The following is a 25,579-nucleotide window of genomic DNA, read 5'->3' as shown; positions in this document are numbered from 1 at the left end:
CTGAACAGCAATGCGGCGCTCTCGGGCGCCGCGTTATCTTTATGGCTTAGGCTCTTGTCCAGCCGAGACAGCCGGCCAGCACAGGCGTGGAGCTGACCAACAGCGCTCCGTTGCGGTGGAGCGTGACCATGCCTCGCCATGACACTTCATCGACAACCCAGATCATGCCGGTCGCATCCGTCTGCTTGACGCTTGCGCCAGCCGCCATGACTGCCTGCATCATCTCTGGCTGGTCCTTGCCGGGACGGAAAACAACGATGGTCTGATCCGAACCCTGAAGGAGCGGACCGGCAGAGGTCGCCAGCGCGGCAAGAACGGTGAGGGTGAGGATGACGCGACCGGATCCACGCGAGGGACGTCCACCCTTCGGCAGCATCAGGCCGATGACGATCGGTGCGATACCGAAGACGACCAGCCACAGAAGATCCCAGACGATCGGCATCTCGCTTTCCATCTTGATCCGGTGAATGCCGAGCACCCAATGTGAGATGAACGCATCAAGCACGTGCCAGGCGCCGAAACCGAGCAGCACCGGCCGCAATACCGAGCCTGAATTCTCTTGCAAGCTGCGATAGCCGAGCAGCACCATTCCGCCCAAGACGGCGATCACATACATCAGCAGGTGGAACAGACCGTCAGCCAGCACCTGAAACGGCAGGTTGGAGGCAACGGAGTCCGCCAGGCCGGAAAGCAGATGATGCCATTGCAGGATCTGGTGCAGCAGAATGCCGTCGAAGAACCCTCCGAGCGCAAAGCCGATAAGCAGCCACCCAATGCTGGTCTTCCCGCCCCGCGTTGACGCAACGCCTTCCCCTAGAACAGCCATTCCGGATCCCTGAATTATGAGCGCAAGACGAAGAGAATGACGACGATCAACGCTGCAACGATGCCGAGCAGGAACCACCAGATGCCGGTGGTGCGACGGCTCGGATGCGGCTGTTTCCCGTCGAAACTGCGCATCGCATCCGCATGGGAGGATTGATGCGCATCCCTGTTCGACGCCGGCGTTGCCATTGCAGGATCGTCGTAAGCGCTCGAGGCTTCAGGCGTTCCCGCAGCCTCGGCATCGGTTTCCAGCGGGGCAGCGGCCGGGTCGAAACCCGGCACCTTGTCGCCGGTCAGGCCCTTCTGGATGTCGCCTCGATCCTGTGCGGCCTGGCGTCTGCCGGGCGATATGTCTCTGATTGCGGTCATCTGATTGCACCTGTTGTTTCGCTGCGTTGCCGCTCAAGCGCCTTGCCTCGGGCCATGATCGCTCCGCCGGGGAAGCCGCTGCGATCGCTGTAGTCGCGGTGTCTGCCCTTGCGGCGCGAATGGGTCATCGTCTGTGCGTTTGCCGAACCGAGGTCGAGGAGCGTAATGCCCACCACCACCGCCAACGCCAGCGCGACGTTTTCCCTCTTCGGATTGCTGTAACGGCAGGCGGCCATAAGGGTTGCAATGTCGAGCGCATCGCCGAACACACGGCTCCAGAGACCTAATTCCTTTTCCGTGGAAAGCGAGGTCATTCCGGCGGCGATCTCACGTGCGCCGTAGGCGCGAATGAGGTTTTCGTGACCTTCCATGCCGAGGAAGCGGGTGATCGTACGCGGTGCGGCAAGCTCGAAGGCGCCGAGTGCCAGGCTGAACCAGCCGAGGCCCCTCGCCATCTGATCGGCTGCCGGCTTTACGCTTGGTCCGGGCGTGATGACGACGGGATCGCCGGGCGAACGGGCAATATCGGACATTCTCGAAAAAAGTTTCATAGGGAGGCCTTCTTACGGTTTGAGCACGACCTTGATGCAGCTGTCCTGCTTGTCGCGGAATATCCGGTAGAGGTCCGGACCGTCGGCGAGGTCTGCCGTGTGGGTCACGACGAAGGACGGATCGATCAGCTTGTCCTCGATCATCCGCAGCAGTTCGTCGGTCCAGCGATTGACGTGCGTCTGACCCGTGCGGATCGTCAGGCCCTTGTTCATCACCAAGCCGAATGGGAACTGGTTCACGATGCCGCCGTAGACGCCCGGGATCGAAAGGATGCCCCCCGGCTGGCAGACGTAAATCATCTCGCGCAGAACATGCGGGCGGTCGCTGCTCAGCATGTTCATCTGCATCACACGATCGACGATCGTATCCGGATGCTTGAAGCTGACATGGGACTCCGTTCCTACGGCATCGATACACTTTTCCGGCCCCTGCCCGTTGGTCAGGTCGTTCAGGCGCTCGATCACGCTCTCTTCGGCGAAGTTGATCGGGATCGCGCCGCCTGCCTCAGCCATGGAGAGCCGCTCCGGCAGACGGTCGATGGCGATCACCTGCTTGGCGCCGAGCAGGATTGCGCTGCGGATCGCCATCTGGCCCACCGGGCCGCAGCCCCAGACGGCAACCGTATCGGTCGGCTGGATGTCGCATTGGACGGCTGCCTGCCACCCGGTCGGGAAAATGTCGCCGAGGAAGAGCAGCGTTTCGTCGGGAATGCCGTCGGGCACCTTGATATGCGTCTTGTCGGCGAAGGGAACGCGCAGGTATTCGGCCTGTCCGCCCGGGTACCCGCCGGTCAGGTGTGAGTAGCCGAACAAGCCCGCCGTTGAATGTCCATAGACCTTATCGGCGAATTCCTTTTTGCGATTGCTACGCTGGCAGACGGAGTAATTGCCCCGCTGGCACTGGATGCATTCTCCGCAAAAGATGGTGAAGGGAACGACGATGCGGTCGCCCTTCTTCAGGCTGCCGGCTGCGCCCGACCCCACCTCCACCACCTCGCCCATCATCTCATGGCCCACAATGTCGCCGGGCATCATGGCCGGTATGAAGTTGTGGTAGAGGTGCAGGTCAGAACCGCAGATCGCGCAGCTCGTCACCCTGATGATGGCATCTCTGGGATCTTCAATTTCCGGATCAGTGACTTCGTCACATCGAATGTCTTCTTTCCCGTGCCAGACGAGTGCGCGCATTCAATATCTCCAACAGAGTATTTCAGCAGGACTTCATCTGCCTGAAACTGTAATGCTGCGCCGTTGTTCCACTGGGCCACGCTCTGTCGGCTAAGGAACCTTCTTCTTCCTTGTAGAAGGAACATCATTGGTTCGAACGGGTTAGGTTCTGTCAGCGACCATGAGGGGATGCGCATGAACCACACTTTTCCCGACGAGACTCCCAATTCGACCACTGGTTCCCGCCTCATGCGAGCGGCTGTCGTTACCGGCCCCGGCGAAATCGCCATCAAGCAAGTGCCGATCCCCGAGCCGGGCGAAGGACAGGTGCGCGTGCGGGTTCTGGGCTGCGGCGTCTGCGCTTCGAACCTCGGACCCTGGGCGGGTCCCGAATGGATGCAGTTCCCCACCAAGCCGGGCGATCTCGGTCACGAAGGCTGGGGCGTTGTCGATGCCGTCGGGCCGGGCGTGACGAATGTGGAGGAAGGCGATCCGGTCGCTACACTCTTCTACAACAGCTATGCCGAATATGACGTCGGGCCGGCCGAGTCCGTATTGAAGCTTCCGGCCTCGCTCGCGGATACCCCGTTCCCGGGCGAGCCGCTCGCCTGCGCCATGAACATTTTTCGGCGTAGCGGCATCGAGGCTGGCCAGCATGTGGCGATCATCGGTGCCGGATTCCTCGGCGCGCTGCTCACCCGGCTCGCGAGCCTGGCAGGTGCGCATGTCATCGCGATTTCCCGTCGGCCATATTCACTGGAGATCGCACATGCGATGGGTGCCGAACACACCGTCCAGCTCAATAACAACTATGAGGTCTTTCAGAAAGTCTCAGACATCACGGGCGGGCGCATGTGCGAACGCGTGATCGAGGCGACGGGCAAGCAGGGACCGCTCGACCTTGCGGGCGACCTCACTGCAGAATATAGCCGGCTAATCATTGCGGGTTACCATCAGGACGGCCCCCGCACGGTCAACATGCAGCAATGGAACTGGCGCGGGCTTGACGTCATCAACGCCCACGAGCGCGACCCGGCCATCTACATGCGCGGCCTGCGCGAAGCGATCGAGGCGGTGGAAAAGGGACGGCTCGACATCACCGCGTTGCTGACCAACACCTACCCGCTCGAGGATCTGGCAGCGGCATTGAACCAGACCCGCGACCGGCCCGATGGATTTGTGAAGGCGATGGTGATGGCCTCTCGCTGAGTTGACTGGAGTCAACATCTTCAAAGGAACCACCCGCGTTCCCCGAGGGTTGAACCAGAAACCATGAAAGGAGCTGGAGATGGACCGGCCGGACGACGACAATCCTTCAACCCCTGACAAGCCATCTGAGCCTCAAGTTGAGCGCGACAAGTTTCCGCCCTTCAACGATCCCGCGTTCTCGCCTGAGCCGGATGAGCCTCTGGTCGACACGGACGCAGCTCAACCCGCCCCGCCGCCAAAGGATACGCAATATCAGGGGCATCCTGATTTTTCCCAGGACGCGGCGAAGAATGATCCGCCACCCTCCAGGCGGCAGGATCCCGGGGTGGAGGAATAAAACTGCACTTCGGAATGTCGGATTGTTAGCGTACCCTCCGTCCTTGAAGCACAAACTGCAGCACAAGGATGGATCAGATGCCAAGTACCGTACGCCTGCACCGTGTTCTTACCACGAGCCCCGAGAAGGTCTACCGCGCGTTCACCGAAGCTGATGCTCTGGCCAAGTGGCTGCCACCCAATGGCTTCACCTGCACGGTTCACCACCACGAGCCCCATGCAGGCGGCACCTTCCGGATGTCATTCCGGAATTTCACCACCACAAACAGCCACTCCTTTGGCGGAGAATTCCTGGAGCTCGTCCCAGGAGAACTCGTCCGCTACACAGACCGCTTTGACGACCCGAACCTGCCGGGCGTTATGACCGTCACCGTTGCGTTGAAGAAGGTGTCCGTCGGCACGGAAGTAAACATAACGCAGGAAGGCATTCCGGACATCATACCGGCCGAAGCCTGCTACCTCGGCTGGCAGGAGTCGCTTCGCAATCTCGCGAAGCTGGTCGAGCCTGAAATCAACGAATAACTGGACCAGCTGGTCCCGCTAGTGCGGGATCAGCTGTTCTTGAAATCGGGCTTCCGCTTTTCCACGAAGGCGGCCATGCCTTCCTTCTGGTCCCGGGTGGCGAACATTGCGTGAAAAACGCGGCGCTCGAACCGGATACCCTCCGACAGCGAAACCTCATCGGCCCGGTGAATGGCTTCCTTGGTCATCATCGCGATCGGTAGTGACATGGAGGCTATGGTTTCAGCCGTCTTCATGGCCTCCTCCAGCAGGCTTCCCGCCGGAACAACGCGGGCAACGAGCCCGCTGCGCTCGGCCTCTTCAGCATCCATCATGCGCCCCGTCAGGCACATTTCCATGGCCTTCGCCCTTCCAATGAGACGCGTCAGGCGCTGGGAACCGCCGATGCCAGGCATGACGCCGAGCTTGATCTCCGGCTGGCCGAATTTCGCGGTGTCAGCCGCAATGATGAAGTCGCACATCATGGCAAGCTCACAGCCGCCTCCAAGCGCGAAGCCGGCAACGGCCGCAATCATCGGTTTGCGTCGTGCCGCAACCCGGTCCCAACCTGCAAAGAAGTCGTCGATATAAGTGCCGGGATAGGTGAGGCTCGCCATCTCCTTGATGTCGGCGCCGGCTGCAAAGGCCCTTTCCGAGCCTGTGATGACGATGCAGCCGATCGAGGGATCACGGTCAAACCCGTCCAGCGCCTCGTTCATTTCCGCCAGAAGCTCGGAATTCAGCGCATTGAGCGCCTGAGGACGGTTGACCGTGATCAGGCCCACCTTACCGCGCGTTTCAACCAGAAGCGTTGAAAATGCCATCAGTTTGCCCCCTTACCTTCACCGCGAAGGAAGTTGATGATACCGGAAAAATCCTCGCTAGCATGCCCCGCATTGGCAAAGAGCGAATAGAGCTGGGCAGCCTCCGCACCAAGCGGCGTGGTCGCCCCGCTGGCATTGGCCGCGTCCTGCGCAAGCTTCAGGTCCTTCAGCATAAGGGCGGCGGCAAACCCCGGCTTGTAGCCGTTGTTGGCGGGGGATGTCGGAACCGGACCCGGCACCGGGCAATAGGTCGTCAGTGACCAGCATTGGCCCGATGCGGTCGAGGCCACATCGAACAGCGCCTGATGTGAAAGGCCCAGCTTTTCGGCGAGCACGAAGGCTTCGGCCACGCCGATCATCGAGATGCCGAGGATCATGTTGTTGCAGATCTTGGCCGCCTGCCCTGCGCCATTGTCACCGCAATGGACAATCCGCTTTCCCATCAGGTTGAGGATTGGTTCGGCGCGGGCAAAAGCTTCGCCACTTCCGCCGCACATGAAGGTGAGCGTTCCGGCTGCAGCACCACCAACGCCGCCCGACACCGGCGCATCGAGCGAGGCAAGCTGCCGGTTCTGCGCAGAAGCCAAATCGTGAGCCTTGCGGGCACTTTCAACGTCGATGGTCGAGCAGTCGATGACAAGTGCCCCAACCTTTATGGATGGCAGGATCTCGTTCCAGACGGAGAGCACGTGCTTGCCGGCGGGCAGCATGGTGATGACGATATCGGCGCCGTTGACGGCTTCAATCACCGACCCCACGATCGAAGCACCAGCCTCTTTCGCTTTGGCGCAAGCTTCTGCCGACAGGTCGAAGCCGGTAACGCAATGCCCGCCCTTCACCAGATTGGCAGCCATCGGGCCACCCATGTTGCCCAGCCCTATAAAGGCAATCGTCTCAGCCATGCTCGCTCACTCCTCCCAATCTACTTGTCAGCCCCGATGGTGGACCACCGTGCGCTGCCTGAACTGCGGCTCCGCTTCGCGCGGCAGGAAACATCGATTGATCTCCTGCTCCGGCACGCCGGCCAGCGTGGGCGGGTTCCAGCGCGGGTTGCGGTCCTTGTCGATGACCGCAGCGCGCACGCCTTCGAGGAAGTCCGGTCGTTCGATCGCGCGCGATCCCGAGCGATATTCGTTGAGCAGACACTCCTCGACGGTTTCGGCGTCCCGGGCGAGACGCACCAGCCGCAGCGCGAGCTTCACGCTGAACGGGCACTTCGATGCAATCGTGGCTCGTGTTTCGCGTGCAAATGGCGTCACCGAGCGTTCCAGCGCCGCCATGATCTCTTCGGCATCGTCATGGGCAAAGGCCGCATCAATCTCGTCGCGATAGGTGGGAAGGACGATGCCATAGGCCGGCTCCTCGAAGCGTTCGAGGATGCCTTCGATTTCGCTTACGGTTTCGATCCTGCCCAGCTCTTCCACCAGCTCTTCCAGCTTGTCAGAAGGGATCATCCGATCGGCAAAGCCGAGCTGGATCGCATCGCCCGCCGCGAAACTCTCGCCGGTCAACGCAAGATAGGTCCCAAGCTCACCTGAAGCGTTGGCCAGATACCAGGTGCCGCCCACGTCCGGCACAAAACCGATGCCGACCTCCGGCATGGCAAGGCGGGAACGTTCCGTCACGATCCGGTGGCGGCCATGAACGGATATGCCGATGCCGCCGCCCATCACGATGCCGTCCATGATGGCGATATAGGGCTTGGGGAAATTCGCGATGCGGGAATTGAGCTCGTATTCGGTGCGCAGGAACCCCGCGCCTTCATCGGTGCCGGCGCGGCCTGCATCATACATGGCGCGGATGTCACCGCCCGCGCAAAGCCCACGCTCGCCCGCGCCATCGAGCAACACCGCGACCACATCATCCTCGGCCTCGAAGCGGTCCAGAGCCTCCATGACGAGACCCACCATTTCGTTGCTGAGGCTGTTCAGCGCCTTGGGCCGGTTGAGCCTGATCCGGCCAAGTGCCCCTTGCCGGAAGACGAGTACAGGCCCTTCAAGCACTTCAGTCATATTGTCCTCTGCAATCCATCAACGCCCAATGAGACTGCGCGCCACGATCAGCCGCATGATCTCGTTGGTTCCCTCCAGTATCTGGTGCACCCGCAGGTCACGCACAATCTTTTCAATTCCATAGTCGGCGAGGTAACCGTATCCGCCATGAAGCTGCAGCGCCTGATTGGCAATCTCGAAGCCACGATCCGTGGCCACGCGCTTGGCCATGGCGCAGAGTTTTGTCGCTTCGGGAACCTTGGCGTCGAGCGCCGCCGCTGCCCGCCACAGCAGAGATCTCGCCGCCTCCAGTTCGATCTCCATGTCGGCGAGCCGGAACTGCGTGTTCTGGAAATCCGCGATGCGCTGACCGAAGGCCTTGCGCTCCTTCGTATAGGCAAGCGCCTTGTCGATTGCCGCCTGCGCGCCGCCAAGCGAACAGGCGCCGATGTTGAGACGACCACCATCAAGGCCCGCCATGGCGATCCGGAAACCCTGGCCCTCCTCGCCGATGAGGTTTTCAGCCGGGACGCGCACATTTTCGAAGATCACAGCGGCGGTCGGCTGGGCGTTCCAGCCCATCTTCTTTTCCTGTACACCGAAGGAAAGCCCTGGCATGTCCTTCTCGACGACAAAGGCCGAGACGCCAGACGGTCCGGCACCTCCGGTCCGCGCCATGACCAGATAGATGTCGGAGGTTCCGGCGCCGGAGATGAACTGCTTGACGCCGTTCAGCACATAATGGTCGCCGTCGCGCACTGCGGAAGTCGAGAGTGCGGCAGCATCGGAACCCGCGCCCGGTTCGGTCAGGCAATAGCTTGCCAGCATCTCCATGGAGCAGAGCGGGGGTACGTAGCGGGCGCGCAGCTCCTCCGAGCCGAACCGGTCGATCATCCATGTCACCATGTTGTGGATCGACAGATAGGCCGAGATTGCCGGGCAGCCTGTGGCAAGCGCTTCGAAGATCAGCGCCGCATCGAGGCGGGTGAGCTCGGAGCCGCCGAACTCGTCCCGCGTATAAATGCCGGCCATCCCCAGTGCTGCTGCCTCCCGCAGCACGTCCACCGAGAAATGCTTCTGCTGGTCCCAGTCGAGCGCATGGGGAGCAATGCGCTCCTGCGCAAAGGAGAGCGCCATGTCCCGGATGGCGATCTGATCCTCGTTCAGCGCGAACTGGCTCATGGCAGGCCCTCCTCCCTGGCGGTCGCCCTACTTCATCGTCGGGATCGAAAATTCCGCGCCGCTGCGGATGCCCGAAGGCCAGCGGGAGGTCACCGTCTTCGTCTTGGTGTAGAAGCGGATCGAATCCGGGCCGTGCTGGTTCAGATCGCCGAAGCCGGAAGCCTTCCAGCCGCCGAAGGTGTAGTAAGCGATCGGCACGGGGATCGGCACGTTCACACCGACCATGCCAACGTCCACGCGCGAGGTGAAATCGCGGGCGGTGTCGCCGTCACGCGTGAAGATGGCGACGCCATTGCCGTATTCGTGCTCCGTCGGCAGGCGCAGCGCTTCCTCGTAATTCTCGGCGCGGACAACCGAGAGCACTGGGCCAAAGATCTCTTCCTTGTAGATGCGCATGTCGGGCCGCACTTCGTCGAACAGGCAGCCGCCCATGTAGAAGCCGTTTTCGTAGCCCTGCATGGTGAAGTTGCGTCCGTCGACCAGCAGCTTTGCGCCTTCCTGAACGCCGAGGTCCACATAGGAAAGCACCTTGTCGCGGTGCGCCTTGGTCACCATCGGGCCGAAGTCGGCGGTCGGATCGGTCGAAGGTCCAACCTTCAGCGCCTCGACGCGCGGGATCAGCCGCTCAACCAGCGCATCGGCGGTCGCCTTGCCAACAGGGACGGCGACGGAGATCGCCATGCAACGCTCGCCCGCCGAGCCGTAGCCCGCGCCGATGAGTGCATCGACCGTCTGGTCCATGTCGGCGTCCGGCATGATGATCATGTGGTTCTTCGCGCCACCAAAACACTGGGCGCGCTTGCCCGATGCCGTTGCCCGCGAATAAACATATTGCGCAATTGCCGAGGAGCCGACGAAGCCAACTGCCTTGATGTCCGGATCGTCCAGGATTGCGTCGACGGCTTCCTTGTCGCCGTTGACGACGTTCAGGATGCCAGCCGGAAGCCCAGCCTCGATCATCAGCTCGGCAAGCCGCATCGGCACGCCCGGATCACGCTCCGACGGCTTCAGGATGAAGGCATTTCCACAGGCGATCGCCGGCGCAAACTTCCACATCGGGATCATCGCCGGGAAGTTGAAGGGCGTGATGCCGGCAACGACGCCGAGCGCCTGGCGCATGGAATAGATATCGATGCCGGGACCTGCACCTTCGGTGAACTCGCCCTTCATCAGGTGCGGGATGCCGCAGGCAAATTCGACAACTTCAACGCCGCGCTGAATGTCGCCCATCGCGTCCGGCAGGGTCTTGCCGTGCTCACGCGCCAGGAGTTCGGCCAGCGAATCCATCTCCTTGGAGATCAGCTCCAGGAATTTCATGAGCACGCGGGCGCGGCGCTGCGGATTGGTTGCCGCCCATGCGGGCTGTGCGGCCTTTGCGTTTTCCACGGCCTCACGCAGTTCGGCTTTCGACGCGAGCGCTACCTGACCGATCACCTCGCCGGTCATGGGCTGGTAGAAATCAGTCGTCCGGCCAGACTTGCCCTCGACGTGCTTGCCTCCGATGAAATGCCCAACCTGGCGCACGGTAACCTCCCTCAGCATTGCTTTGCATTGATCATTGGACTGATATCAGCGATATGATGCGCAGCGAAGAGCCAATTTTCCAGAATGGCTGTGCAAAAATGAGCCAACCTTCGAAGAACCTCGAGTGGGACGACATGCGCTTCTTCCTCACGGTCGCGCGTCTCGGCACTCTATCAGCCGCCTCTGTTTCCCTGAAGGTCGACCACACGACGGTCGCCCGCCGCATCAGCCGCCTCGAAACCTCGCTCAACACCAGTCTCTTCCTGCGCAAGAACAGCGGCTATGAGCTGACGCCCGCAGGCGAAAAGCTGCTCACCACCGCCGAAGCCATGGAAGCCGCCATGATAGCCGCGGAAACAGAGCTTGGCGACCGCAACCATTCGCTCGCCGGCGTGGTGCGCATCGGTGCGCCCGATGGCTTCGGCAGCTACTTCATCGCGCCGAGGCTCAAGGAACTCTGCGACGCCAATCCGTCGCTCGAGATTGAACTTGTGGCAACGTCGCGGATCTTCAACCTGACGAAGCGCGAGGCCGATATTGCGATCAGCCTCGCCATGCCACAGCAGGGGCGCGTCGTTGGCCGCAAGCTGATCGACTACACGCTCTACCTGTACGGCACTGACGAATATCTGCAGTCCACCCCTGCCATCCGGACGCCGGACGACCTCGCCCGGCACCGGCTGATCGGCTATATCGAGGATCTGCTGTTCTCGCCGGAGCTGAACTACCAGCCGAAGGTAACGGCCAATCATGTTCCCCAGCTTCGCAGCGCGAACCTCATCGCGCAGCTGAATGCGGTGCTGGCAGGCCTCGGGCTCGCGGTCCTGCCCGCCTTCATGGCGAAGTCGTTCCCGAACCTCGCCCCGGTGCTGCCGGGCAGGATCAAGCTCATCCGCACCTTCTATCTGCACCTGCACGAGGATGGTCACCGCATATCGCGCATCCGCGAAACCGCCGACTTTCTCATCGCTGAGGTCGCGAAGAACCGAAACCTGTTCAACCCGCCGATGTGAGGCGCGTGCGCAGCTCGGTCTTCAGCACCTTGCCGTAGCTGTTCTTCGGCAGTTCATCGATGAAGACGTAACGCTTCGGCTTCTTGAACGAGGCGATCTCCTGCTTGCACCAGCCCTCAAGGATCTCATGGCTGAGGCTCGCGCCCGGTTCTGCCACGACGAAGGCCACCACCTGCTCACCCCATTCCGGCTCGTGTTCTCCAACCACAGCCACCTCGAAGACATTCGGGTGACGCAGCAGCACCTCCTCCACCTCGCGGGGATAGATGTTCGTGCCGCCGGAAATGATGACGTCCTTGGAACGGTCGGTAAGGTAGAGGAAACCTTCTTCGTCGAGATGACCGAGATCGCCGGTGCGCAGCCAGCCATCCTTGATGGCATCCGCCGTCGCCTGATCGTTGTTCCAGTAACCCTTCATCACCGTCGGGCTCTTTACGCAGATCTCGCCTGTTTCGTTCGGTCCCAGAACTTCACCGTTCGGACCCATGATTTGCAAAGACACGCAGGCATGGGCGATGCCAACCGAAGTGCGGCGGTCCCGCCAGCGAGCTTGAGTCTCATCCGCAACGAGGTCACGTGAAAGCGTCGAGATCGTCATGGGCGTTTCGCCCTGGCCATAGATCTGCACGAAACGCGGGCCGTAGAGCTCCAGCGCCTCATCGATATCGTTGGCGTACATGGGGCCACCACCATAGACGATGGTGCGGATGCCTTCGCCCCGATAGCCAACCTGTTTGGAGGCTGTGATCAGGCGCTTCACCATGGTGGGTGCAGCGAAGAACGTGAGGTTGCCGCAGGATTTCGCCAGCGCGATGATCTCGTCGCAGTCAAACCCGCGCGAGGCGGGAACCAGATGCCGTCCTGCGGCGCGGATCTGCGCCAGCATGTAGAGCCCCGCGCCATGGGACATGGGCGCGGCATAGAGCATGTGATCGTCGCAACGGGGCAGATCCACGTCCATCGCATAGCAGAGCGACATGACGAGCAGATTGCCATGGGTGATCATGACGCCCTTGGGTCGCCCGGTCGTGCCGGACGTGTAGAAGAGCCACGCGGTCTCATCGGCGTTGGCCGTCACGGGTGGTGTCACCTCCGCCCTGGCTTCAACCGGGGCGGCAACCTTCGTCTCCTGCACGCCTGGCGTATTCGAAAACAGATTGCCATCATCGGTATAAACCAGCTTCGCTCCGGAATTGCCGATGATCCACTCGGCTTCTTTCGGATGCAACTTGGCATTGACCGGAACCGCAACGGCACCGATCCACCAGCAGGCGTGTAGGATCTCGATATACTCCGGCGCGTTCTTGGCGAAGATGGCGACGCGGTCGCCTTCCCCAATGCCGTACCGCGTTGAAAGCTCTGCCGCACGGTTGCAGACCGCCTGCAGAAGCTCACGATAGTTCTTGAGAACTCTCTCCCCCTCGAGCACGGCAGGTCGTTCAGGCCAGCTGAGAGCCGCCTGGTAAAGCCAGTTCGCGATGTTCATGCTTTCCTCCTCCGGACGATTCCCGCCCTACAAGAGACGGGAACCGCTATTTCAAAAGCGCGCGCTCAAGCCCGATCGGCCTTGAGAACGCTCGCGTAATTGGCGACGGCTGCGCCGCCCATGTTGAAGATCAGACCGAGCTCGGCGCCCTTGCGCTGCATCTCGCCCGCCTGGCCGGTGAGCTGCCGATAGCCCAGCGCATGCATGGAAACGCCCGTCGCTCCCACCGGATGACCCTTTGCCTTGAGGCCACCCGACAGGTTGACCGGCGTCTTGCCGTCGGCAAGCACCCGGCCCTCCTCGATTGCCCGGGCGCCCTCGCCCTTCGGCGCAAGCCCCATGGCCTCGTAGATCAGCAGTTCGGCGATGGTGAAGCAGTCGTGCACCTCGGCGAAATCCACGTCATCGATCGTAATGCCGGCATTCTTGAATGCAGTCTGGATGGCCCGCTCCGGACCTTCGAAGGCGAGAAAATCCCTGCGGCTCATGGGCAGATAGTCAGAAACGTGCTCAGCGGCCGCCATGCGAACGCGACGCTCGGCCGATGCCGCCTTGCCTTCGCCGCTGCTCAGCACGATTGCCGCCGCGCCATCGGTGATCAGCGAACAGTCGCTCAGCCGCAGTGGCGGAGCGATCAACGGATTCCTGTCAGAGACATCACGGCACTGTTCGAAGGTCAGCGGACGGTGCATCTGCGCCAGCGGGTTCTTCATTGCGTTGGCGTGGTTCTTGGCGGCAATGCGCGCCATCGCATCCATCGGATCCTGGTAACGTTCCTGATAGCTTTGCGCGGCGATCGCAAAGACCTGAGGGAAGCTGAGGCTCGCCTCATGCGGGTCGTTTTGGTAGCCGGCACCGGCAAGCGCCGTCGTCACGTCAGCGGTGGAGCGATGCGTCATCTTTTCGACGCCCACGACCAGCACGTTCTTCGCCTTGCCCGCCTCAATCAGGTTCATCGCGTTGAAGATCGCTGCAGCGCCGGAAGCGCAGGCGTTTTCACAACGCGTCGCGGGCTTGAAGCGGAGTGCGGGATGCGCCTGCTGGACAAGGGAAGACGCGAAGCCATCGGAGACCAGGCCTGAATTGAAATGGCCGAGGTAAATCGCGTCGATCTCAGCGGGATCGATTGCGGCCTCCGCGATCGCCTCCTGCGCGGCTTCCACCAGCAGTTCCTCAAGGTTCTGGCTCAGCCGTCCGAACTGGGTGTGCCCGCTTCCGATGATATAGATGTTCGAACTCATTAGGGCTCCTCTTCCGCCTAATTATTTAGACAATGCAGGTGTCAAACAATACGAGCAAATACGTAAGTATCTACGTATAATCTACGTAGGTACCTGCTTCGCGCGACCGATACCAATCTGCCAAGGTGAGACAAAGTGATGGATGCTTCCGCCCTTCCCGAGACCGAGCTGTTGCTGACCGGTTTCCTGCACGCTCCCGCTGCCATTCTCGTGTTGTCCAATCGACACATAGTGGCTGCGAACGAGGAAATCGAGAGAACGTTTGGCTGGCCACGCGAAGATCTGGAGGGACAGTCGATCCGCATCCTCTATCCCTCCAATGTTGATTTCGAGAAGGTTGGCACCCGCTGGCAACGCTGGCTGAAGGCGCAGGACACCTACGAGGACGAGCGGTTCATGCAGCGTCGCAACGGCGAGATCATCTGGGTACGCGTTCGCGGACGTACGCTGACGCCGGAGGAACCGTTCAAGCTGACGGTCTGGACGCTCGAACACCTGAAGGACCGCGCGCCGGTGACGGCAGCGCTGACCGCCAAGGAACGCGAAGTGGCGCGCGGCATGGTCAATGGCTACACCAGCAAGGAGATCGGGCTTGCCATGGGCATCTCGCCGCGCACCGTCGAGGTCCATCGCCGCTCCGTCAAGCGAAAGCTGGGCGTCCACAAACCGGCCGAGCTTGCTGCAAAGCTCCTCTCCTCGCGCCCGCTGGATCTGCACGAGTAGAAGTGGACTTGCCTCAAACCTGCTCTGACAGCACGAAGACCGGCACGGAAGTCCCGTTGCGTTCTTCCCGAAAGCGGACGCGGACCCGCTTGCCGATCGCAAGATCGTCCGGATCGCAGTCGACGATGTTGGTGAAGATGGAGATGCCCTCGTCGAGCGTCACATAACAGGGGATCTGTCCGCCGTTCCGCCGCAGAACGGTGAAGGTGTAGATGCTGCCCTCCCCGCGCGACTCCACCCATTCGGTCTCTCCCGAGCCGCAGTGCGGACAATGGGTGCGCGGATACCAGTGATGCTCATCACAGGCAGTGCAATGCTTGATGAGCAGCCTGCCCTCCTTGGCGGCGTTCCAGAAGGTCGCCGTCTCGGCATTGCCAAAGGTCTGCGGATCGAGCTGTTCCGTATTGGTTTCGCCAGCCATCAAGCTTCCCTTTCCAGAATGACCACACTGCCGGCGTGGCGGGCACCAAGCCAGCCGCCGATGCCGCTGGCGAGCGCCAGATCGCAGTTCTTTACCTGCACCGCAGGATGCGCTTCGCCGCGTAGCTGCCGCACCGCCTCGATGATCTTCGTCATGCCGCCGCGGTTGTTGGGATGGTTGTTGCAGAGCCCGCCGCCATCGGTGTTGAACGGCAGCCGGCCGACGCCCGAAATCAGATTGCCGTCGGCCACGAAGCGACCACCCTGCCCCTTCTCGCAGAAGCCGAGATCCTCGATCTGCATCAGCACCGTGATCGTGAACGAGTCATAGAGCGAGACGTATTTGATGTCCTGGCGGTCGATGGCGGCTTCCTCGAAAGCCGTCCGCGCTGCCTTGGCGACCGCAGAAAAGGAGAGATCAACCTTACCGCCGTTCTGACCCTTGATCGTCTCACCCATGCCGATGACGCCGACCTTTGGCCGGTTGAGCCGTGCCGCCACTTCCGGGCTGGTGACGATGAGCGCACCGCCGCCATCCGTAATGACGCAGCAGTCGAGACGGTGCAGCGGGTCCGCCACCAGAGGCGAGTTCACCACCTCCTCCACGGTGACCACATCGCGCAGCAGCGCGCGTTCGTTGTGCTGCGCATGATGGGAGGCTGCGACCTTGACCCACGCCAGCTGCTCGCTCGTGGTGCCGAACTCGTACATGTGCCGCTTCGCGCACATGGCATAGGAACCGACGATCATGTTGCCATAGGGCAGCTCGAACGGGATTTCCGGCTGGGCATGGTGGTAGGGCCGAACCATCGTGCCGGTGTTTGCACCTTCCGCGCGTGGCCTGCCGCCGAGCGTGATCAACGCGACGCTGCACTTGCCAGCCTGTATAGCTTCCACCGCATGGGCCACATGGATCATGTAGGAGGACCCGCCAGTGTCCGTGACATCGATATGGCGGAGCTTCAGGTTAAGGTAATCGACGATTGCAAAGGCGCCGATGCCCGGCATGTCATTGCCGCAGAAGAACCCATCAACGTCGAGCAGCGAGAGTCCGGCGTCTGCGAGAGCGCCAAGCGCGGATTCCATATGAAGCTGGGCAATGGTCTTGTCCGTGGCAAGACGCGTGGGGTGTTCGTAAGCGCCCATGATATAGGCGCGGGCTTTTCTCCTGCTCATGCTACTTCTCCCCTGCTTCATAATCCGCGAGACGCTGGCTCTTGTCGGCCATCTGCCGCAACAGAGGTGCGGGCCGCAGGTCTTCATCTCCAAGGCTCTCTGCCAATGCGTCGAGCGCGTCGGCTACGGCTTTCAGGCCTTGCGTCTCGGCGTAGTGCATGGGCCCACCCTTGTCGCGCGGCCAGCCGTAGCCGTGGAGATAGACCACGTCGATGTCGCCGGGACGCTCGACAATCCCTTCGGCGAGGATCTTGAAGCCTTCATTGATGAGCGGGTAGAGCAGCCGCTGGTGGATCTCTTCTCGGCTCACCTCGCGCTGGGTCACACCCAGTTTGCTGGCGACGCCGGCGACCATTTCCATGACTTCCGGGTCGTCGACGGCCGTACGGCTGCCTTCGGGGTAGAGATAATAGCCCTTGCCCGTTTTCTGACCCCAGCGCCCGGCATCCGCGATCGTGTCCACCGGCTCCATGCGCTCGCCGCGTGCCTTGCGCAGCCGCCAGGCAACATCCACGCCCGCCAGATCCTGCATCTGGCAGGGACCCATGCGGAAACCGAAGTCCGTCAGAACCGTGTCGATCTCGCGCGGCGAACATCCTTCGAGCAGCAGCTTCTGGGTCTGCACGGTGCGCTGCCATAGCATCCGGTTGCCGACAAAGCCGTAGCAGACGCCGACAACCACGGGCACCTTTCCGGTCTTGCGGGCGAGGTCAAGCACGGTGGCGAGCGTCTCCGGCGAGGTCGCCTCGCCGCGCACCACCTCAAGAAGCTTCATGACGTTGGCCGGGCTGAAATAATGCATGCCCAGCACCTTGTCCGGCCGGTCGGTCTCGCGCGCCAGTTCGTCGATGTTCTGATAGGACGTGTTGGACGCGAGGATCGCATGTTTGGGTGCAAGCCGTGACAGGCCCGCAAAGACCTGCTTCTTGAGTCCCATGTCCTCATACACCGCCTCGATGACGACGTCAGCATTGGCGACCCCGGCTGCCATGTCGGTGGTCCAGTGGAAGCGGGCCTGCGCTGCCTCCGCAGTCTTGATGCCCATGCGGCCGCGACGGACCTGGTCTTCATAGGTGGCCGCGATGCGCTCCTGCGCAGCTTTCAATCCGTCTTTGGAAGCGTCCACGACCTGAACGGAATAGCCGGCGTTCGCCAGCGTGATGGCAATCCCGCCGCCCATGGTGCCGGCGCCGATCACCGCAACCATTTCGACCTTCGAACGGGGTGTTTCACGCGTTACGCCGCGTACGTGATTGGCCGCACGTTCCGCGAGGAACGCATGGATGAGCGCCTGTGCTGCCGGACCATTGCGCAACTTGTGGAATGCCTCGAACTCCCGCGTCAGCGCATCATCGAAGTCGCCGTCGAACGTGTCGGCAACCGCGGCAATGGCCGCCCGCGTGGCCTCCCTGCCATCCTTGGCAAGCTCAGCCGCCCGAGTGTCAAAGGCCGTGCGCGCTTCTTCCAGAGAGGCTGCCTTGCCCTGCGGCGAGCGATCGCGAGCACGCGGCAACGGATTTTGACCCGCCAGCTGGCGGACAAGCCTCACGGCTTCGTCAATAAGATTGCCGGAGACGACCGCGTCCACGGCGCCAAGTTCCAGCGCTTCCTCGACCGGGATAGGCTTTCCCGTCACGATCATCTCGAGCGCCGTCGCTGCACCGACGAGGCGCGGCAGACGCTGCGTGCCTCCAGCACCCGGAATGAGCCCGAGCGTCGTTTCCGGCAATCCGACCTTGATGCCGGCGAGCGCCACGCGGCCATGGCAGCCCATGGCGATCTCAAAACCACCGCCGAGTGCCGTCCCCTGCATGGCAGCGACGACGGGTTTATCCATACCCTCCACATAGGCCAGCAGGTCGCCGATCGTAGGTCCTGTCCTGGGCTGGTTTATGAGCTTGATGTCAGCTCCTGCGATGAACACCTTGCCCGTGCCCGTGAGGACGACGCCCTGAACCGCGCCATCCTCGTTTGCCTGCCGCATGCGTTCGTTGAGCCCGATGCGCACGTGAGGCGACAGCGCATTTACCGGCGGATTGTCGACCCTGAGGACAGCGATGCCATCCAGAACCTCGTAAACAATTCCCTCAGCCATGCGGCCATTTCTCCGATCTTGCGAACTATCAATCTTTTTGATGTATCTATGCCGCGATGGTCAAAGTGCTAGTATACAGGCTGCCAATCCCCTTGCGGTAGTATACAGGCGATCCAATAAACACGTTTAAGTGCATAATTTTCTTCACGTAAACACTCACATCGCACTCGTGGGTGTAGCCGATCGCGCCGTGCATCTGGATCGCCCCGCGTGCAGCCAGAAAGGCAGCATCACCGCAGCGCGCCTTGCAGGCGGCGATCCGGCTGGAGGCGTTTTCGGCATCCGAAGCGAAGAGTGCCGCAGCATTGGCGAGCACCGAGTTGGCAAGTTCCAGCTGAACGAAGATGTCGGTCGCGGTAAACTGCAGAGCCTGGTTGGCGCCGATCGCGCGTCCGAACTGCTTGCGCTCACGCAGATAATCGAGCGTCATCTGAAAGACGGTCTCCCCTGCTCCAACCATTTCGGCGGAGACGGCGAGCCGGGCGAGATCCAGAACCCGATCGAGACAGGCCGCACCCTCGGCGCCAGACGTGATCACGGCGTCAGATGGCAGGGTCACGTTCTGAAGCTGAACGGTGGATGCCTCAGTCTTGTCGACGCTATAGGCGGGCTGCACGGTGAGCCCATCGGCGCCAGCAGGCAGCCAGCCAAGAACCACACCGTCTTCTGATCGGGCGGCGACGATAATGGCGTCGCTGCGGCTCGCCCATGGCACGAAGCGGGCTGTGCCGTTCACCGTCCAGCCGTCAGCCGTCCGTTCGGCGACCGGACCGCATCCGGAAGCATCAAGTGCGCCACTAGCGCCCTGCCATGCCAATGTCGCGACGATCTCCCCGCTACAGATGCGATCAAGGTTTTCGGCAAACGCAGGGTTCTTTGCGTCCGCGAGAACACCTGCTGCGAGGATCCCGCAGGCCACGACCGGCTCCGGCAGAACCCTGCGGCCAAGCTCCCGGTGCAGCGCCACAACATCGCTCGCATCAAGCTCGCCTTCAGACATGTGCATCATGCCGATCCAGCCGAGCTCGCAGAGCTTCTTGTGAAAAGCGAGATCGAATGAGCGCTCCTCAGCGAGCCTGCGCACTTCGGTCAATGGACGGTCGGCGAGCAGATCCGCAGCGCTCGCGCGCAGCATCCGCCGATGTTCCGGCTCATGGGTGATGATTGCCTTTGCGAACATGCATGCTCCCCTTTCAAGTTTGCGAATTTTATTGCATGCACATTCCAGATGGTCAACAATACGAATACTGTTTTAATATCTGAATAAAGGTTGCAGGCGAGGAAACGGGATGGCGACGTTTGATTATAGGGGTGCGTCTGTCTTCGTGGCGGGCGGAACCAGCGGCATCAATCTGGGCATTGCGGACGCGTTTGCGGCTGCAGGCGCCAATGTGGCCGTAATGAGCCGCAAGGCGGAGAATGTTGAAACCGCGACGCGCCAGCTGGAGCGGCATGGCGGCAAGGTCCTGGGGCTTGTTGGCGATGTGCGTCACATGGATCAGGTCGAGGCTGCCATGAAGGCTGCCCACGACGCGCACGGGTCGTTCGATGCGCTTGTCTCCGGCGCGGCCGGCAATTTCCTCTGCCCTGCCACCGATCTTTCACCCAATGGGTTCAAGGTCGTCATCGACATCGACCTCAACGGCACGTTCCACGTCATGCGGGCCGGCTTTGATCATGCCCGCAAGCCCGGCGCCTCCTTCATCAACATCTCTGCGCCGCAGTCGATCTCGCCCGCGCCCATGCAGGTGCATGTCTGTGCCGCCAAGGCAGGACTGGACCAGGTCATGCGGGTGCTGGCCATGGAATGGGGTGAATACGGAATTCGCGTCAATTCCATCATGCCGGGACCGATCGAGGGAACAGGCGGGCTCGACAAGCTGCTTGCCGAGACCGAACGCGACCGGTTCGAGAGCCGCGTTCCGCTCCGCCGTGTGGGCCAGAAGGAAGACATCGCCAACATGGCGCTGTTCCTCGCCTCCCCACTGGCCAGCTATGTCACCGGCGCGCTCATCCCGGTCGATGGCGGCACCGCACTGCTCGGCGGCCGCAACTACGCGGGCGAGCCAAAGCCGACGCCACGCACTTAAAGTAGATCATCTGTTGGATGAAATGATCCGGTAAAGTTATTGTTATATCTAATCCTGAGGGACAAACCCGATGTCACAAGAGGTCACGGAAAGCGCGGTCGCAGAAGCATTGGCCGTTTCCACGGAAGGCGGGGTAACCGTGTGGCAGATGAACCTGCCGCATCTCAGAAACCCGCTGTCGCTCGAACTGAAGACCGCGTTCGCACAGAACATCGAGCTCTTCGCCAACGACCCTTCTCAGCGTGTGCTCATCATCACCGGCAAGGATAATGCCTTCTGCGCGGGCGGCGACCTGCGCACCATGGACGACACCCCCGGTACCGTCGCCACGCGCGAGCGTATGGCGCTGTCGCACAGTTTCGTCCGCCGCTTCGCCCGGGTGGAAAAACCCATCATCATGGCCGTCAACGGCGCAGCCGTAGGCGCCGGCGCTTCGCTAGCCATGCTGGGCGACATCGTCGTTGCCTCGCAGTCCGCCTATTTCGCTGCCGGCTTCCCCCGCGTCGGCGTTCTGCCGGATCTAGGTCTCCTCTGGACTCTGCCTCGCGTCATCGGGCTTGCACGAGCGAAGGATTTCGTCCTAAGCAACCGCACCTATAGCGCTGAGGAGGCACTGCAGATCAGCATGGTGAGCCGTGTGTTGCCGGACGAAAGTTTCCTTGATCAGGTGAAGGACCTTGCCGCAAGCATCGCACGGGGACCCGGAGTGTCGATCGGCATGTCAAAGCTGCTGATGGACGCGGGGCTCAACGACACGCTCGATGCCTATCTCCTGCGCGAGGAAATGGGACAGGCGGTGGTGTTCGGGACCCAGGATTTTCTTGAAGGAACGCGCGCCTTCCGTGAAAAGCGCAAGCCGGTGTTCACCGGACGATAGACATGGCACGCAGCATGCGACGCAGCATGGCAACCCGGAACTGGGCAAAGAATGACTGAACCAAAGACAGCGCAGCACGCAACTCCCCGCTCTGCCGACCGGTTGCTGGCAATTCTCGAGATGCTTGCAGAGGACGACAAGGGCATGACGCTCGCCGTCCTCAGCCGGCGCATGGAGACGCCAAAGAGCAGTGTCCTCAATCTCATGCGCGCCCTTACCCAGTCCGGCTATGCCGAATATTCGAATGGCGTCTATCGGCTGGCGGGCCGCTCGTTCAGCCTCGCCTCCGCTATTGTCGCGCGTCGCCGCTTTCCCGAGGCTGCCCTGCCGACGCTCCACCGGCTGGCCGAGCGGACGCAGGAAACTGCCATGATCTGCGAGCTTGCCCCCGGCGGCGAGGAGTTTTCCTATATCGCCAAGGCGGAGTCGAACCAGGCACTGCGCTTTGCCGCGACGGTCGGCGATCGCCGTCCGCTCTATGCGACGGCGGGTGGGCTCATCCTGCTCGCCTATTTGCCCAAGCGTTTTGTCGACGATTACCTGTCGCGTACAGAGTTCCGCAAATTGACGGAACACACGGTCACCGACCGCGCCTCGATCGAGGCGCAGCTGCAGGAAGTCCGCGAGCGAGGATATGCGCTGACGATCGGCGCTTCCACGGTGGGGCTCGCCGGTATTGCGGCCCCCATCTTCGGCAGCGGCGGGCTGGTGGGCGGCGTGGTGCTTGGCGTGCCGGTCGAGCGCTTCAAGCTGAACAGCGAACGCCTTGTTGCCGAGACCATCGCGGCTGCCAAGGAGATCTCGCAGGTGCAGGGTCAGATCAGCGAGACGCAATCCCTCTGACATTTCGCCGTTGTAGAAGGCACAAATAGCAAGAGCGGCCCGCGAGCCGCTCTTTTTGTTTTGCTGTCTGTCAGACCGGCTACATCCGGTTCGGCAGCACCATCACGATGTCGGGGAACAAGGTCAGCAGGACGACCACCACCACTTCCGCACCGATGAACCATGTCAGGCCCTTGAAGATGGTGCCGAGGCTGATCTTGTCGCCAACGATCCCCTTCACCACAAAAGCGTTCAGGCCGACGGGCGGCGTTATCAGGCCGATCTCGATGAACTTCACCACCATGATGCCCATCCAGACCTTGTCGTAACCGACGGCCTGGAAGAATGGCAGGAAGATCGGCACGGTGAGCAGCAGAAGCCCAAGCGGATCGAGGAACATCCCGAGGATGAGATAGATCATGCCCACGAATAGCAGCAGCAATAGCGGACTATAGGCCATTGTCTCGGCAAGTCCGGCCATATATTGCGGCAGGCCGCAGAAGGTCAGGAACCGGCTGAAGAAGATCGCCCCAAACGAGATGAAGAGGATGGTGGCAGTGCTCTTCAGCGCGTCGACGACCGATTTCTGCATGACGTCGAAAGTCAGATTTCGGCTCATGGCGGCCATGACAAGGGCAGCAAAGGCGCCCACGGCGGCTGCCTCGGTCGTGGTTGCGAGGCCCGTATAGAGCGAGACGACCACGATCAGGATCAGCACAGGCAATTGCCAGGTGTCGGCCAGCGCCCACAACCGTTCAGACCATGTCACCCGCTCCTTGAGTGCTGGCGCCAGTTCCGGATTCCAGCTGCAGCGGGCAACGATCATGATCGTATAGACAACGGCCGTCAGGATGCCCGGCAGGATACCCCCGATGAAGAGCTTGCCGATGGATGTTTCCGTCATCATGCCGAAGACGATCAGCATGATGCTTGGCGGAATGAGCGAGCCGAGCGTTCCCGCCGCCGCGACGACGCCTGTGGCAAGCCCCGGATTATAGCCGTAGCGTTCCATCTCCGGCAGCGTCAGTCGGCCCATGGAGGCTGCAGTTGCCATGCTGGAGCCGGAGGCAGCTGCAAAGCCTGCGCAACCGAAATTGGTGGCGACGGCAAGCCCGCCCGGCAGCCAGGCAAACCACAAGCGCATGGTCTTGAACAGGGAGGCGGTAAGGCCTGAGTAATAGGCAATGGAGCCCATCAGCAGGAACATCGGAATGGCGGAGAGCTCCCACTTCGCCACGAAGGCATAGGGCATGCTGCGAGCGGCGCCATAGACGGCATCGACGCCGCGAATGAGGCCGATCCCGATTAGCGACACGGCACCCAATGCCACCGCAATGGGAACCCGGAGCGCCAGCAGCACGAACAGCACTGCGATCCCGGAGAATCCAATCATCAAGGGGGTCATCGTAAGCTCCAGGTCAGTGGGTCACTGTTTCACGCGGCGGAAGACGCCCCGAGCGAAAGCTTTGGGCAAGTTGCGCGAGGATCACCACGCACATGGCAGCGAGCCCTACCGGCACCAGCAGCCGGGTCGGCCAGAGCGGCAGGTCCGACTGCAGGATGGTGACCACCTCGTTGCGGGTGAACGACCGCATGGTCTCCTGCCAGCCCCAATAGCCAATGAAGGCGGTGTAAACGAATGTGAAGCACTGGGCGAAGCGGTCGATCCAGACATTCGCACGCTGCGTGAAGAGCTGGCTAATCACCTCCACGAAGACATGACCGCGCTCTTCCTGAACGCGACCCAGAGGGAGGAAGACCACGACCACCATATAGAAATAGGTGACGTATTCGAGGGTGCCGACAATATGCGCGCCGAAAAGGAAGCGGCTGAAGACATCGATGCAGATGTGCAGCATCATGGCTGCCATGCCCACCGAACCGGCGATCATGAGCAGAGAAGAAGTTGCCCGGACGACGCCGGGCAATTCATCTTTCTGAACGACGGGCGTCCCCATGCCGCGCTCAGTCGACTTTGCTGTAGATTTCGGTCTGTAGCGCCTGGGCATAGGCATCCCAGTCGTCGCCGATCTCCTTCATCTTGTCGTCCCACTTGGCGATCAGTTCCTGGAACTTAGCGAAAAGCTCGTCGACATTCTTGAGGCCGCGGCTCTCTGCAAGCTCCTTGGCACGCTTCAGCTCGTCCTTCTTGAACTGCTCAAGAGCTTCCACAAGTGCCGGATCAGGATCGGCGAAGACAACTCCAGCCGCCTTCGACTTCTCGACCGCTTCCGCGTCGGTCTTGATCGCACCCTCGGTCAGGTTCGCCATGGCCTGCGGGATGTTGTCGATGAAGGCCTTGCGCTCCTCGTCGGTCAGCCCTTCCCACACGCTCGTGTTGGCGTTGTAGACATGGGCGCCGTGGAACGTGCCGATCGGCAGGTTGATCACGTATTTCGCCACTTCGAAGAGCGAATAGTTGGTAAGCGCGGGAATGTTGATGAGGGTGCAGTCCACCTGCCCGCGCTGCAGCGCTTCATACTGCTCGCCGGACGTGATGTTCACCGGCGTCGCGCCGATGGCCTGCGAGAAGATTGCCCAGGCGCCCGTCGCCCGGATGCGGGCGCCCTTGAAGGACTCGAGCGTCTCGAACGGCTTGTTGCAGATCAGGTGATACGGAGAGCTGGCGTAGACCGCCAGGATCTTCAGGTTGTTGTCTTCCGCTTCCTTGACGCAGCCTTCGCAATTCAGGACCTGCATCTCGTTGATGGCCGCGGTCATGACGGCAGCATCCGTGCCGAGCATTGCAAGCTCGGTCAGGATCGTGCTCGTCTTGAGGTCGTTCGGCGTATAGAAGTCGACGATGGTCGACATGTCGATCAGGCCGTCGCGGATACCCTGCAGAGAGTCTCGGCCGCTTACCAGCGTGCCGTCAGCTGCCAGTTCAAAGGTCAGCGAGCCGCCTGTCGCCTCTTCCACAGCCTTCATCCAGGGAAGAACGCTGTCGACATTCGTGGAATGGCGGGCGCCGAGATAAGTACCGTATGTGAGCGTTTTCGCTTCAAGGGCCGTCGGAGCAAATGCCATTGCAGCAATGCCTGCAGCCAGGCAAATTGTATGCTTCATTTCTTCCTCCCTAACACGCCTCCGTCCTCCCGGCGTGTAATGAAAACTCAAATGTGTGTGTCGCTTTCAACAATCATTTTCGAGTACATTA

Annotated in this window: 26 protein-coding genes; 8 read left to right on the top strand and 18 right to left on the bottom strand. The window is 61.5% G+C overall.

Annotated features, from left to right (window positions below):
- Window positions 1-46 precede the first annotated feature (46 nt).
- From IEX27_RS15635 to IEX27_RS15620, 4 genes are read right to left on the bottom strand one after another with little or no spacing between them, the layout of a single operon-like run.
- Entirely contained in the window at window positions 47-826 is a 780-nt protein-coding gene (locus IEX27_RS15635; RefSeq protein WP_188722015.1) for a DUF2243 domain-containing protein, read from the bottom strand.
- 14 nt (window positions 827-840) lie between these two features.
- Window positions 841-1,194: a hypothetical protein gene (locus tag IEX27_RS15630; RefSeq protein WP_188722014.1), complete on the bottom strand. Its 354-nt coding sequence runs from the start codon at window positions 1,192-1,194 to the stop codon at window positions 841-843.
- Window positions 1,191-1,745: a hypothetical protein gene (locus IEX27_RS15625; RefSeq protein WP_188722013.1), complete on the bottom strand. Its 555-nt coding sequence runs from the start codon at window positions 1,743-1,745 to the stop codon at window positions 1,191-1,193. Before IEX27_RS15625 ends, IEX27_RS15630 begins: the two co-directional genes overlap by 4 nt.
- A 12-nt stretch (window positions 1,746-1,757) precedes the next feature.
- Window positions 1,758-2,933 (bottom strand): zinc-dependent alcohol dehydrogenase, encoded by a 1,176-nt coding sequence (locus tag IEX27_RS15620; RefSeq protein ID WP_188722012.1) that lies wholly within the window; start codon window positions 2,931-2,933, stop codon window positions 1,758-1,760.
- A gap of 174 nt (window positions 2,934-3,107) precedes the next feature.
- On the opposite strand from IEX27_RS15620, the gene IEX27_RS15615 reads away from it, so the two are divergent.
- The 3 genes from IEX27_RS15615 to IEX27_RS15605 all read left to right on the top strand — a co-directional run bounded on the left by IEX27_RS15615 (window position 3,108) and on the right by IEX27_RS15605 (window position 4,979).
- A complete protein-coding gene (locus IEX27_RS15615) occupies window positions 3,108-4,121 on the top strand; it encodes an MDR/zinc-dependent alcohol dehydrogenase-like family protein (RefSeq protein WP_244630398.1) in 1,014 nt (337 codons plus the stop codon).
- Window positions 4,122-4,200: 79 nt separating this feature from the next.
- Window positions 4,201-4,458 (top strand): hypothetical protein, encoded by a 258-nt coding sequence (locus IEX27_RS15610; RefSeq protein ID WP_188722011.1) that lies wholly within the window; start codon window positions 4,201-4,203, stop codon window positions 4,456-4,458.
- A 77-nt stretch (window positions 4,459-4,535) separates the two neighbouring features.
- Window positions 4,536-4,979, top strand: a complete 444-nt coding sequence (locus IEX27_RS15605) for an SRPBCC family protein (protein WP_188722010.1) — start codon at window positions 4,536-4,538, stop codon at window positions 4,977-4,979.
- A gap of 29 nt (window positions 4,980-5,008) precedes the next feature.
- On the opposite strand, the gene IEX27_RS15600 is transcribed toward IEX27_RS15605, so the two are convergent.
- From IEX27_RS15600 to IEX27_RS15580, 5 genes are read right to left on the bottom strand one after another with little or no spacing between them, the layout of a single operon-like run.
- On the bottom strand, window positions 5,009-5,782 hold the full coding sequence (locus IEX27_RS15600) for an enoyl-CoA hydratase (RefSeq protein WP_188722009.1): 774 nt from the start codon (window positions 5,780-5,782) through the stop codon (window positions 5,009-5,011).
- Window positions 5,782-6,684, bottom strand: a complete 903-nt coding sequence (gene mmsB / locus IEX27_RS15595; protein WP_188722008.1) for a 3-hydroxyisobutyrate dehydrogenase — start codon at window positions 6,682-6,684, stop codon at window positions 5,782-5,784. The genes IEX27_RS15600 and mmsB overlap by 1 nt, the downstream gene beginning before the upstream one ends.
- Window positions 6,685-6,711: 27 nt before the next feature.
- Window positions 6,712-7,794, bottom strand: coding sequence for an enoyl-CoA hydratase/isomerase family protein (locus IEX27_RS15590; protein WP_188722007.1), 1,083 nt, complete (start codon window positions 7,792-7,794; stop codon window positions 6,712-6,714).
- Between the two features lie 18 nt (window positions 7,795-7,812).
- A complete protein-coding gene (locus IEX27_RS15585) occupies window positions 7,813-8,955 on the bottom strand; it encodes an isobutyryl-CoA dehydrogenase (protein WP_188722006.1) in 1,143 nt (380 codons plus the stop codon).
- Between the two features lie 27 nt (window positions 8,956-8,982).
- Window positions 8,983-10,479: a CoA-acylating methylmalonate-semialdehyde dehydrogenase gene (locus tag IEX27_RS15580; protein ID WP_188722005.1), complete on the bottom strand. Its 1,497-nt coding sequence runs from the start codon at window positions 10,477-10,479 to the stop codon at window positions 8,983-8,985.
- Between the two features lie 98 nt (window positions 10,480-10,577).
- Between IEX27_RS15580 and IEX27_RS15575 the strand changes: the two genes are divergently transcribed.
- Window positions 10,578-11,492 (top strand): LysR family transcriptional regulator, encoded by a 915-nt coding sequence (locus IEX27_RS15575; protein ID WP_188722004.1) that lies wholly within the window; start codon window positions 10,578-10,580, stop codon window positions 11,490-11,492.
- On the opposite strand, the gene IEX27_RS15570 is transcribed toward IEX27_RS15575, so the two are convergent.
- The gene (locus tag IEX27_RS15570; RefSeq protein ID WP_188722003.1) at window positions 11,476-12,978 is read right to left on the bottom strand and encodes a class I adenylate-forming enzyme family protein; all 1,503 of its coding nucleotides are present in this window, start codon (window positions 12,976-12,978) and stop codon (window positions 11,476-11,478) included. The genes IEX27_RS15575 and IEX27_RS15570 overlap by 17 nt on opposite strands.
- 65 nt (window positions 12,979-13,043) lie before the next feature.
- Window positions 13,044-14,219 carry a thiolase domain-containing protein gene (locus IEX27_RS15565; protein ID WP_188722002.1) on the bottom strand — a complete coding sequence of 392 codons (1,176 nt, stop codon included), beginning with the start codon at window positions 14,217-14,219 and terminating at the stop codon, window positions 13,044-13,046.
- Window positions 14,220-14,357: 138 nt separating this feature from the next.
- Here IEX27_RS15565 and IEX27_RS21405 point away from each other — a divergent pair, with 138 nt between their 5' ends.
- A complete protein-coding gene (locus IEX27_RS21405; RefSeq protein ID WP_188722001.1) occupies window positions 14,358-14,942 on the top strand; it encodes a LuxR family transcriptional regulator in 585 nt (194 codons plus the stop codon).
- Window positions 14,943-14,955: 13 nt separating this feature from the next.
- Here IEX27_RS21405 and IEX27_RS15555 read toward each other — a convergent pair whose 3' ends face one another.
- Genes IEX27_RS15555 through IEX27_RS15540 form a run of 4 tightly spaced genes read right to left on the bottom strand, consistent with a single transcriptional unit; the run spans window position 14,956 to window position 19,813 of the window.
- On the bottom strand, window positions 14,956-15,363 hold the full coding sequence (locus tag IEX27_RS15555; protein WP_188722000.1) for a Zn-ribbon domain-containing OB-fold protein: 408 nt from the start codon (window positions 15,361-15,363) through the stop codon (window positions 14,956-14,958).
- The gene (locus IEX27_RS15550; RefSeq protein WP_188721999.1) at window positions 15,363-16,538 is read right to left on the bottom strand and encodes a thiolase family protein; all 1,176 of its coding nucleotides are present in this window, start codon (window positions 16,536-16,538) and stop codon (window positions 15,363-15,365) included. The genes IEX27_RS15555 and IEX27_RS15550 overlap by 1 nt, the downstream gene beginning before the upstream one ends.
- A 1-nt stretch (window position 16,539) precedes the next feature.
- On the bottom strand, window positions 16,540-18,633 hold the full coding sequence (locus IEX27_RS15545; protein ID WP_188721998.1) for a 3-hydroxyacyl-CoA dehydrogenase NAD-binding domain-containing protein: 2,094 nt from the start codon (window positions 18,631-18,633) through the stop codon (window positions 16,540-16,542).
- A gap of 46 nt (window positions 18,634-18,679) precedes the next feature.
- On the bottom strand, window positions 18,680-19,813 hold the full coding sequence (locus tag IEX27_RS15540; protein WP_188721997.1) for an acyl-CoA dehydrogenase family protein: 1,134 nt from the start codon (window positions 19,811-19,813) through the stop codon (window positions 18,680-18,682).
- Between the two features lie 109 nt (window positions 19,814-19,922).
- Between IEX27_RS15540 and IEX27_RS15535 the strand changes: the two genes are divergently transcribed.
- The 3 genes from IEX27_RS15535 to IEX27_RS15525 all read left to right on the top strand — a co-directional run bounded on the left by IEX27_RS15535 (window position 19,923) and on the right by IEX27_RS15525 (window position 22,443).
- Window positions 19,923-20,723 (top strand): SDR family oxidoreductase, encoded by an 801-nt coding sequence (locus IEX27_RS15535; protein WP_188721996.1) that lies wholly within the window; start codon window positions 19,923-19,925, stop codon window positions 20,721-20,723.
- Between the two features lie 70 nt (window positions 20,724-20,793).
- On the top strand, window positions 20,794-21,600 hold the full coding sequence (locus tag IEX27_RS15530) for an enoyl-CoA hydratase/isomerase family protein (RefSeq protein WP_188721995.1): 807 nt from the start codon (window positions 20,794-20,796) through the stop codon (window positions 21,598-21,600).
- 51 nt (window positions 21,601-21,651) lie between these two features.
- Complete coding sequence (locus IEX27_RS15525; protein WP_188721994.1) at window positions 21,652-22,443, top strand: IclR family transcriptional regulator; 792 nt, start codon at window positions 21,652-21,654, stop codon at window positions 22,441-22,443.
- Window positions 22,444-22,522: 79 nt separating this feature from the next.
- On the opposite strand, the gene IEX27_RS15520 is transcribed toward IEX27_RS15525, so the two are convergent.
- From IEX27_RS15520 to IEX27_RS15510, 3 genes are read right to left on the bottom strand one after another with little or no spacing between them, the layout of a single operon-like run.
- Window positions 22,523-23,827, bottom strand: coding sequence for a TRAP transporter large permease (locus tag IEX27_RS15520; RefSeq protein WP_188721993.1), 1,305 nt, complete (start codon window positions 23,825-23,827; stop codon window positions 22,523-22,525).
- A gap of 13 nt (window positions 23,828-23,840) precedes the next feature.
- Window positions 23,841-24,380 carry a TRAP transporter small permease gene (locus IEX27_RS15515; protein WP_188721992.1) on the bottom strand — a complete coding sequence of 180 codons (540 nt, stop codon included), beginning with the start codon at window positions 24,378-24,380 and terminating at the stop codon, window positions 23,841-23,843.
- Between the two features lie 7 nt (window positions 24,381-24,387).
- Window positions 24,388-25,488 (bottom strand): C4-dicarboxylate TRAP transporter substrate-binding protein, encoded by a 1,101-nt coding sequence (locus tag IEX27_RS15510; RefSeq protein WP_188721991.1) that lies wholly within the window; start codon window positions 25,486-25,488, stop codon window positions 24,388-24,390.
- Between the last annotated feature and the right edge of the window lie 91 nt (window positions 25,489-25,579).

Origin of the sequence: Nitratireductor aestuarii (genome assembly GCF_014641695.1) — a bacterium.
GTDB classification, from domain to species: Bacteria; Pseudomonadota; Alphaproteobacteria; order Rhizobiales; family Rhizobiaceae; genus Chelativorans; species Chelativorans aestuarii.
Note: the sequence above shows the minus strand (reverse complement) of the source record. Positions and strands in the feature narration are given on the sequence as shown.

Coding starts and splice junctions, on each gene's coding strand:
- IEX27_RS15635 (WP_188722015.1), bottom strand. CDS start 826: ATGGCTGTTCTAGGGGAAGGCGTTGCGTCAACGCGGGGCGGGAAGACC.
- IEX27_RS15630 (WP_188722014.1), bottom strand. CDS start 1,194: ATGACCGCAATCAGAGACATATCGCCCGGCAGACGCCAGGCCGCACAG.
- IEX27_RS15625 (WP_188722013.1), bottom strand. CDS start 1,745: ATGAAACTTTTTTCGAGAATGTCCGATATTGCCCGTTCGCCCGGCGAT.
- IEX27_RS15620 (WP_188722012.1), bottom strand. CDS start 2,933: ATGCGCGCACTCGTCTGGCACGGGAAAGAAGACATTCGATGTGACGAA.
- IEX27_RS15615 (WP_244630398.1), top strand. CDS start 3,108: ATGAACCACACTTTTCCCGACGAGACTCCCAATTCGACCACTGGTTCC.
- IEX27_RS15610 (WP_188722011.1), top strand. CDS start 4,201: ATGGACCGGCCGGACGACGACAATCCTTCAACCCCTGACAAGCCATCT.
- IEX27_RS15605 (WP_188722010.1), top strand. CDS start 4,536: ATGCCAAGTACCGTACGCCTGCACCGTGTTCTTACCACGAGCCCCGAG.
- IEX27_RS15600 (WP_188722009.1), bottom strand. CDS start 5,782: ATGGCATTTTCAACGCTTCTGGTTGAAACGCGCGGTAAGGTGGGCCTG.
- mmsB (WP_188722008.1), bottom strand. CDS start 6,684: ATGGCTGAGACGATTGCCTTTATAGGGCTGGGCAACATGGGTGGCCCG.
- IEX27_RS15590 (WP_188722007.1), bottom strand. CDS start 7,794: ATGACTGAAGTGCTTGAAGGGCCTGTACTCGTCTTCCGGCAAGGGGCA.
- IEX27_RS15585 (WP_188722006.1), bottom strand. CDS start 8,955: ATGAGCCAGTTCGCGCTGAACGAGGATCAGATCGCCATCCGGGACATG.
- IEX27_RS15575 (WP_188722004.1), top strand. CDS start 10,578: ATGAGCCAACCTTCGAAGAACCTCGAGTGGGACGACATGCGCTTCTTC.
- IEX27_RS15570 (WP_188722003.1), bottom strand. CDS start 12,978: ATGAACATCGCGAACTGGCTTTACCAGGCGGCTCTCAGCTGGCCTGAA.
- IEX27_RS15565 (WP_188722002.1), bottom strand. CDS start 14,219: ATGAGTTCGAACATCTATATCATCGGAAGCGGGCACACCCAGTTCGGA.
- IEX27_RS21405 (WP_188722001.1), top strand. CDS start 14,358: ATGGATGCTTCCGCCCTTCCCGAGACCGAGCTGTTGCTGACCGGTTTC.
- IEX27_RS15555 (WP_188722000.1), bottom strand. CDS start 15,363: ATGGCTGGCGAAACCAATACGGAACAGCTCGATCCGCAGACCTTTGGC.
- IEX27_RS15550 (WP_188721999.1), bottom strand. CDS start 16,538: ATGAGCAGGAGAAAAGCCCGCGCCTATATCATGGGCGCTTACGAACAC.
- IEX27_RS15545 (WP_188721998.1), bottom strand. CDS start 18,633: ATGGCTGAGGGAATTGTTTACGAGGTTCTGGATGGCATCGCTGTCCTC.
- IEX27_RS15540 (WP_188721997.1), bottom strand. CDS start 19,813: ATGTTCGCAAAGGCAATCATCACCCATGAGCCGGAACATCGGCGGATG.
- IEX27_RS15535 (WP_188721996.1), top strand. CDS start 19,923: ATGGCGACGTTTGATTATAGGGGTGCGTCTGTCTTCGTGGCGGGCGGA.
- IEX27_RS15530 (WP_188721995.1), top strand. CDS start 20,794: ATGTCACAAGAGGTCACGGAAAGCGCGGTCGCAGAAGCATTGGCCGTT.
- IEX27_RS15525 (WP_188721994.1), top strand. CDS start 21,652: ATGACTGAACCAAAGACAGCGCAGCACGCAACTCCCCGCTCTGCCGAC.
- IEX27_RS15520 (WP_188721993.1), bottom strand. CDS start 23,827: ATGACCCCCTTGATGATTGGATTCTCCGGGATCGCAGTGCTGTTCGTG.
- IEX27_RS15515 (WP_188721992.1), bottom strand. CDS start 24,380: ATGGGGACGCCCGTCGTTCAGAAAGATGAATTGCCCGGCGTCGTCCGG.
- IEX27_RS15510 (WP_188721991.1), bottom strand. CDS start 25,488: ATGAAGCATACAATTTGCCTGGCTGCAGGCATTGCTGCAATGGCATTT.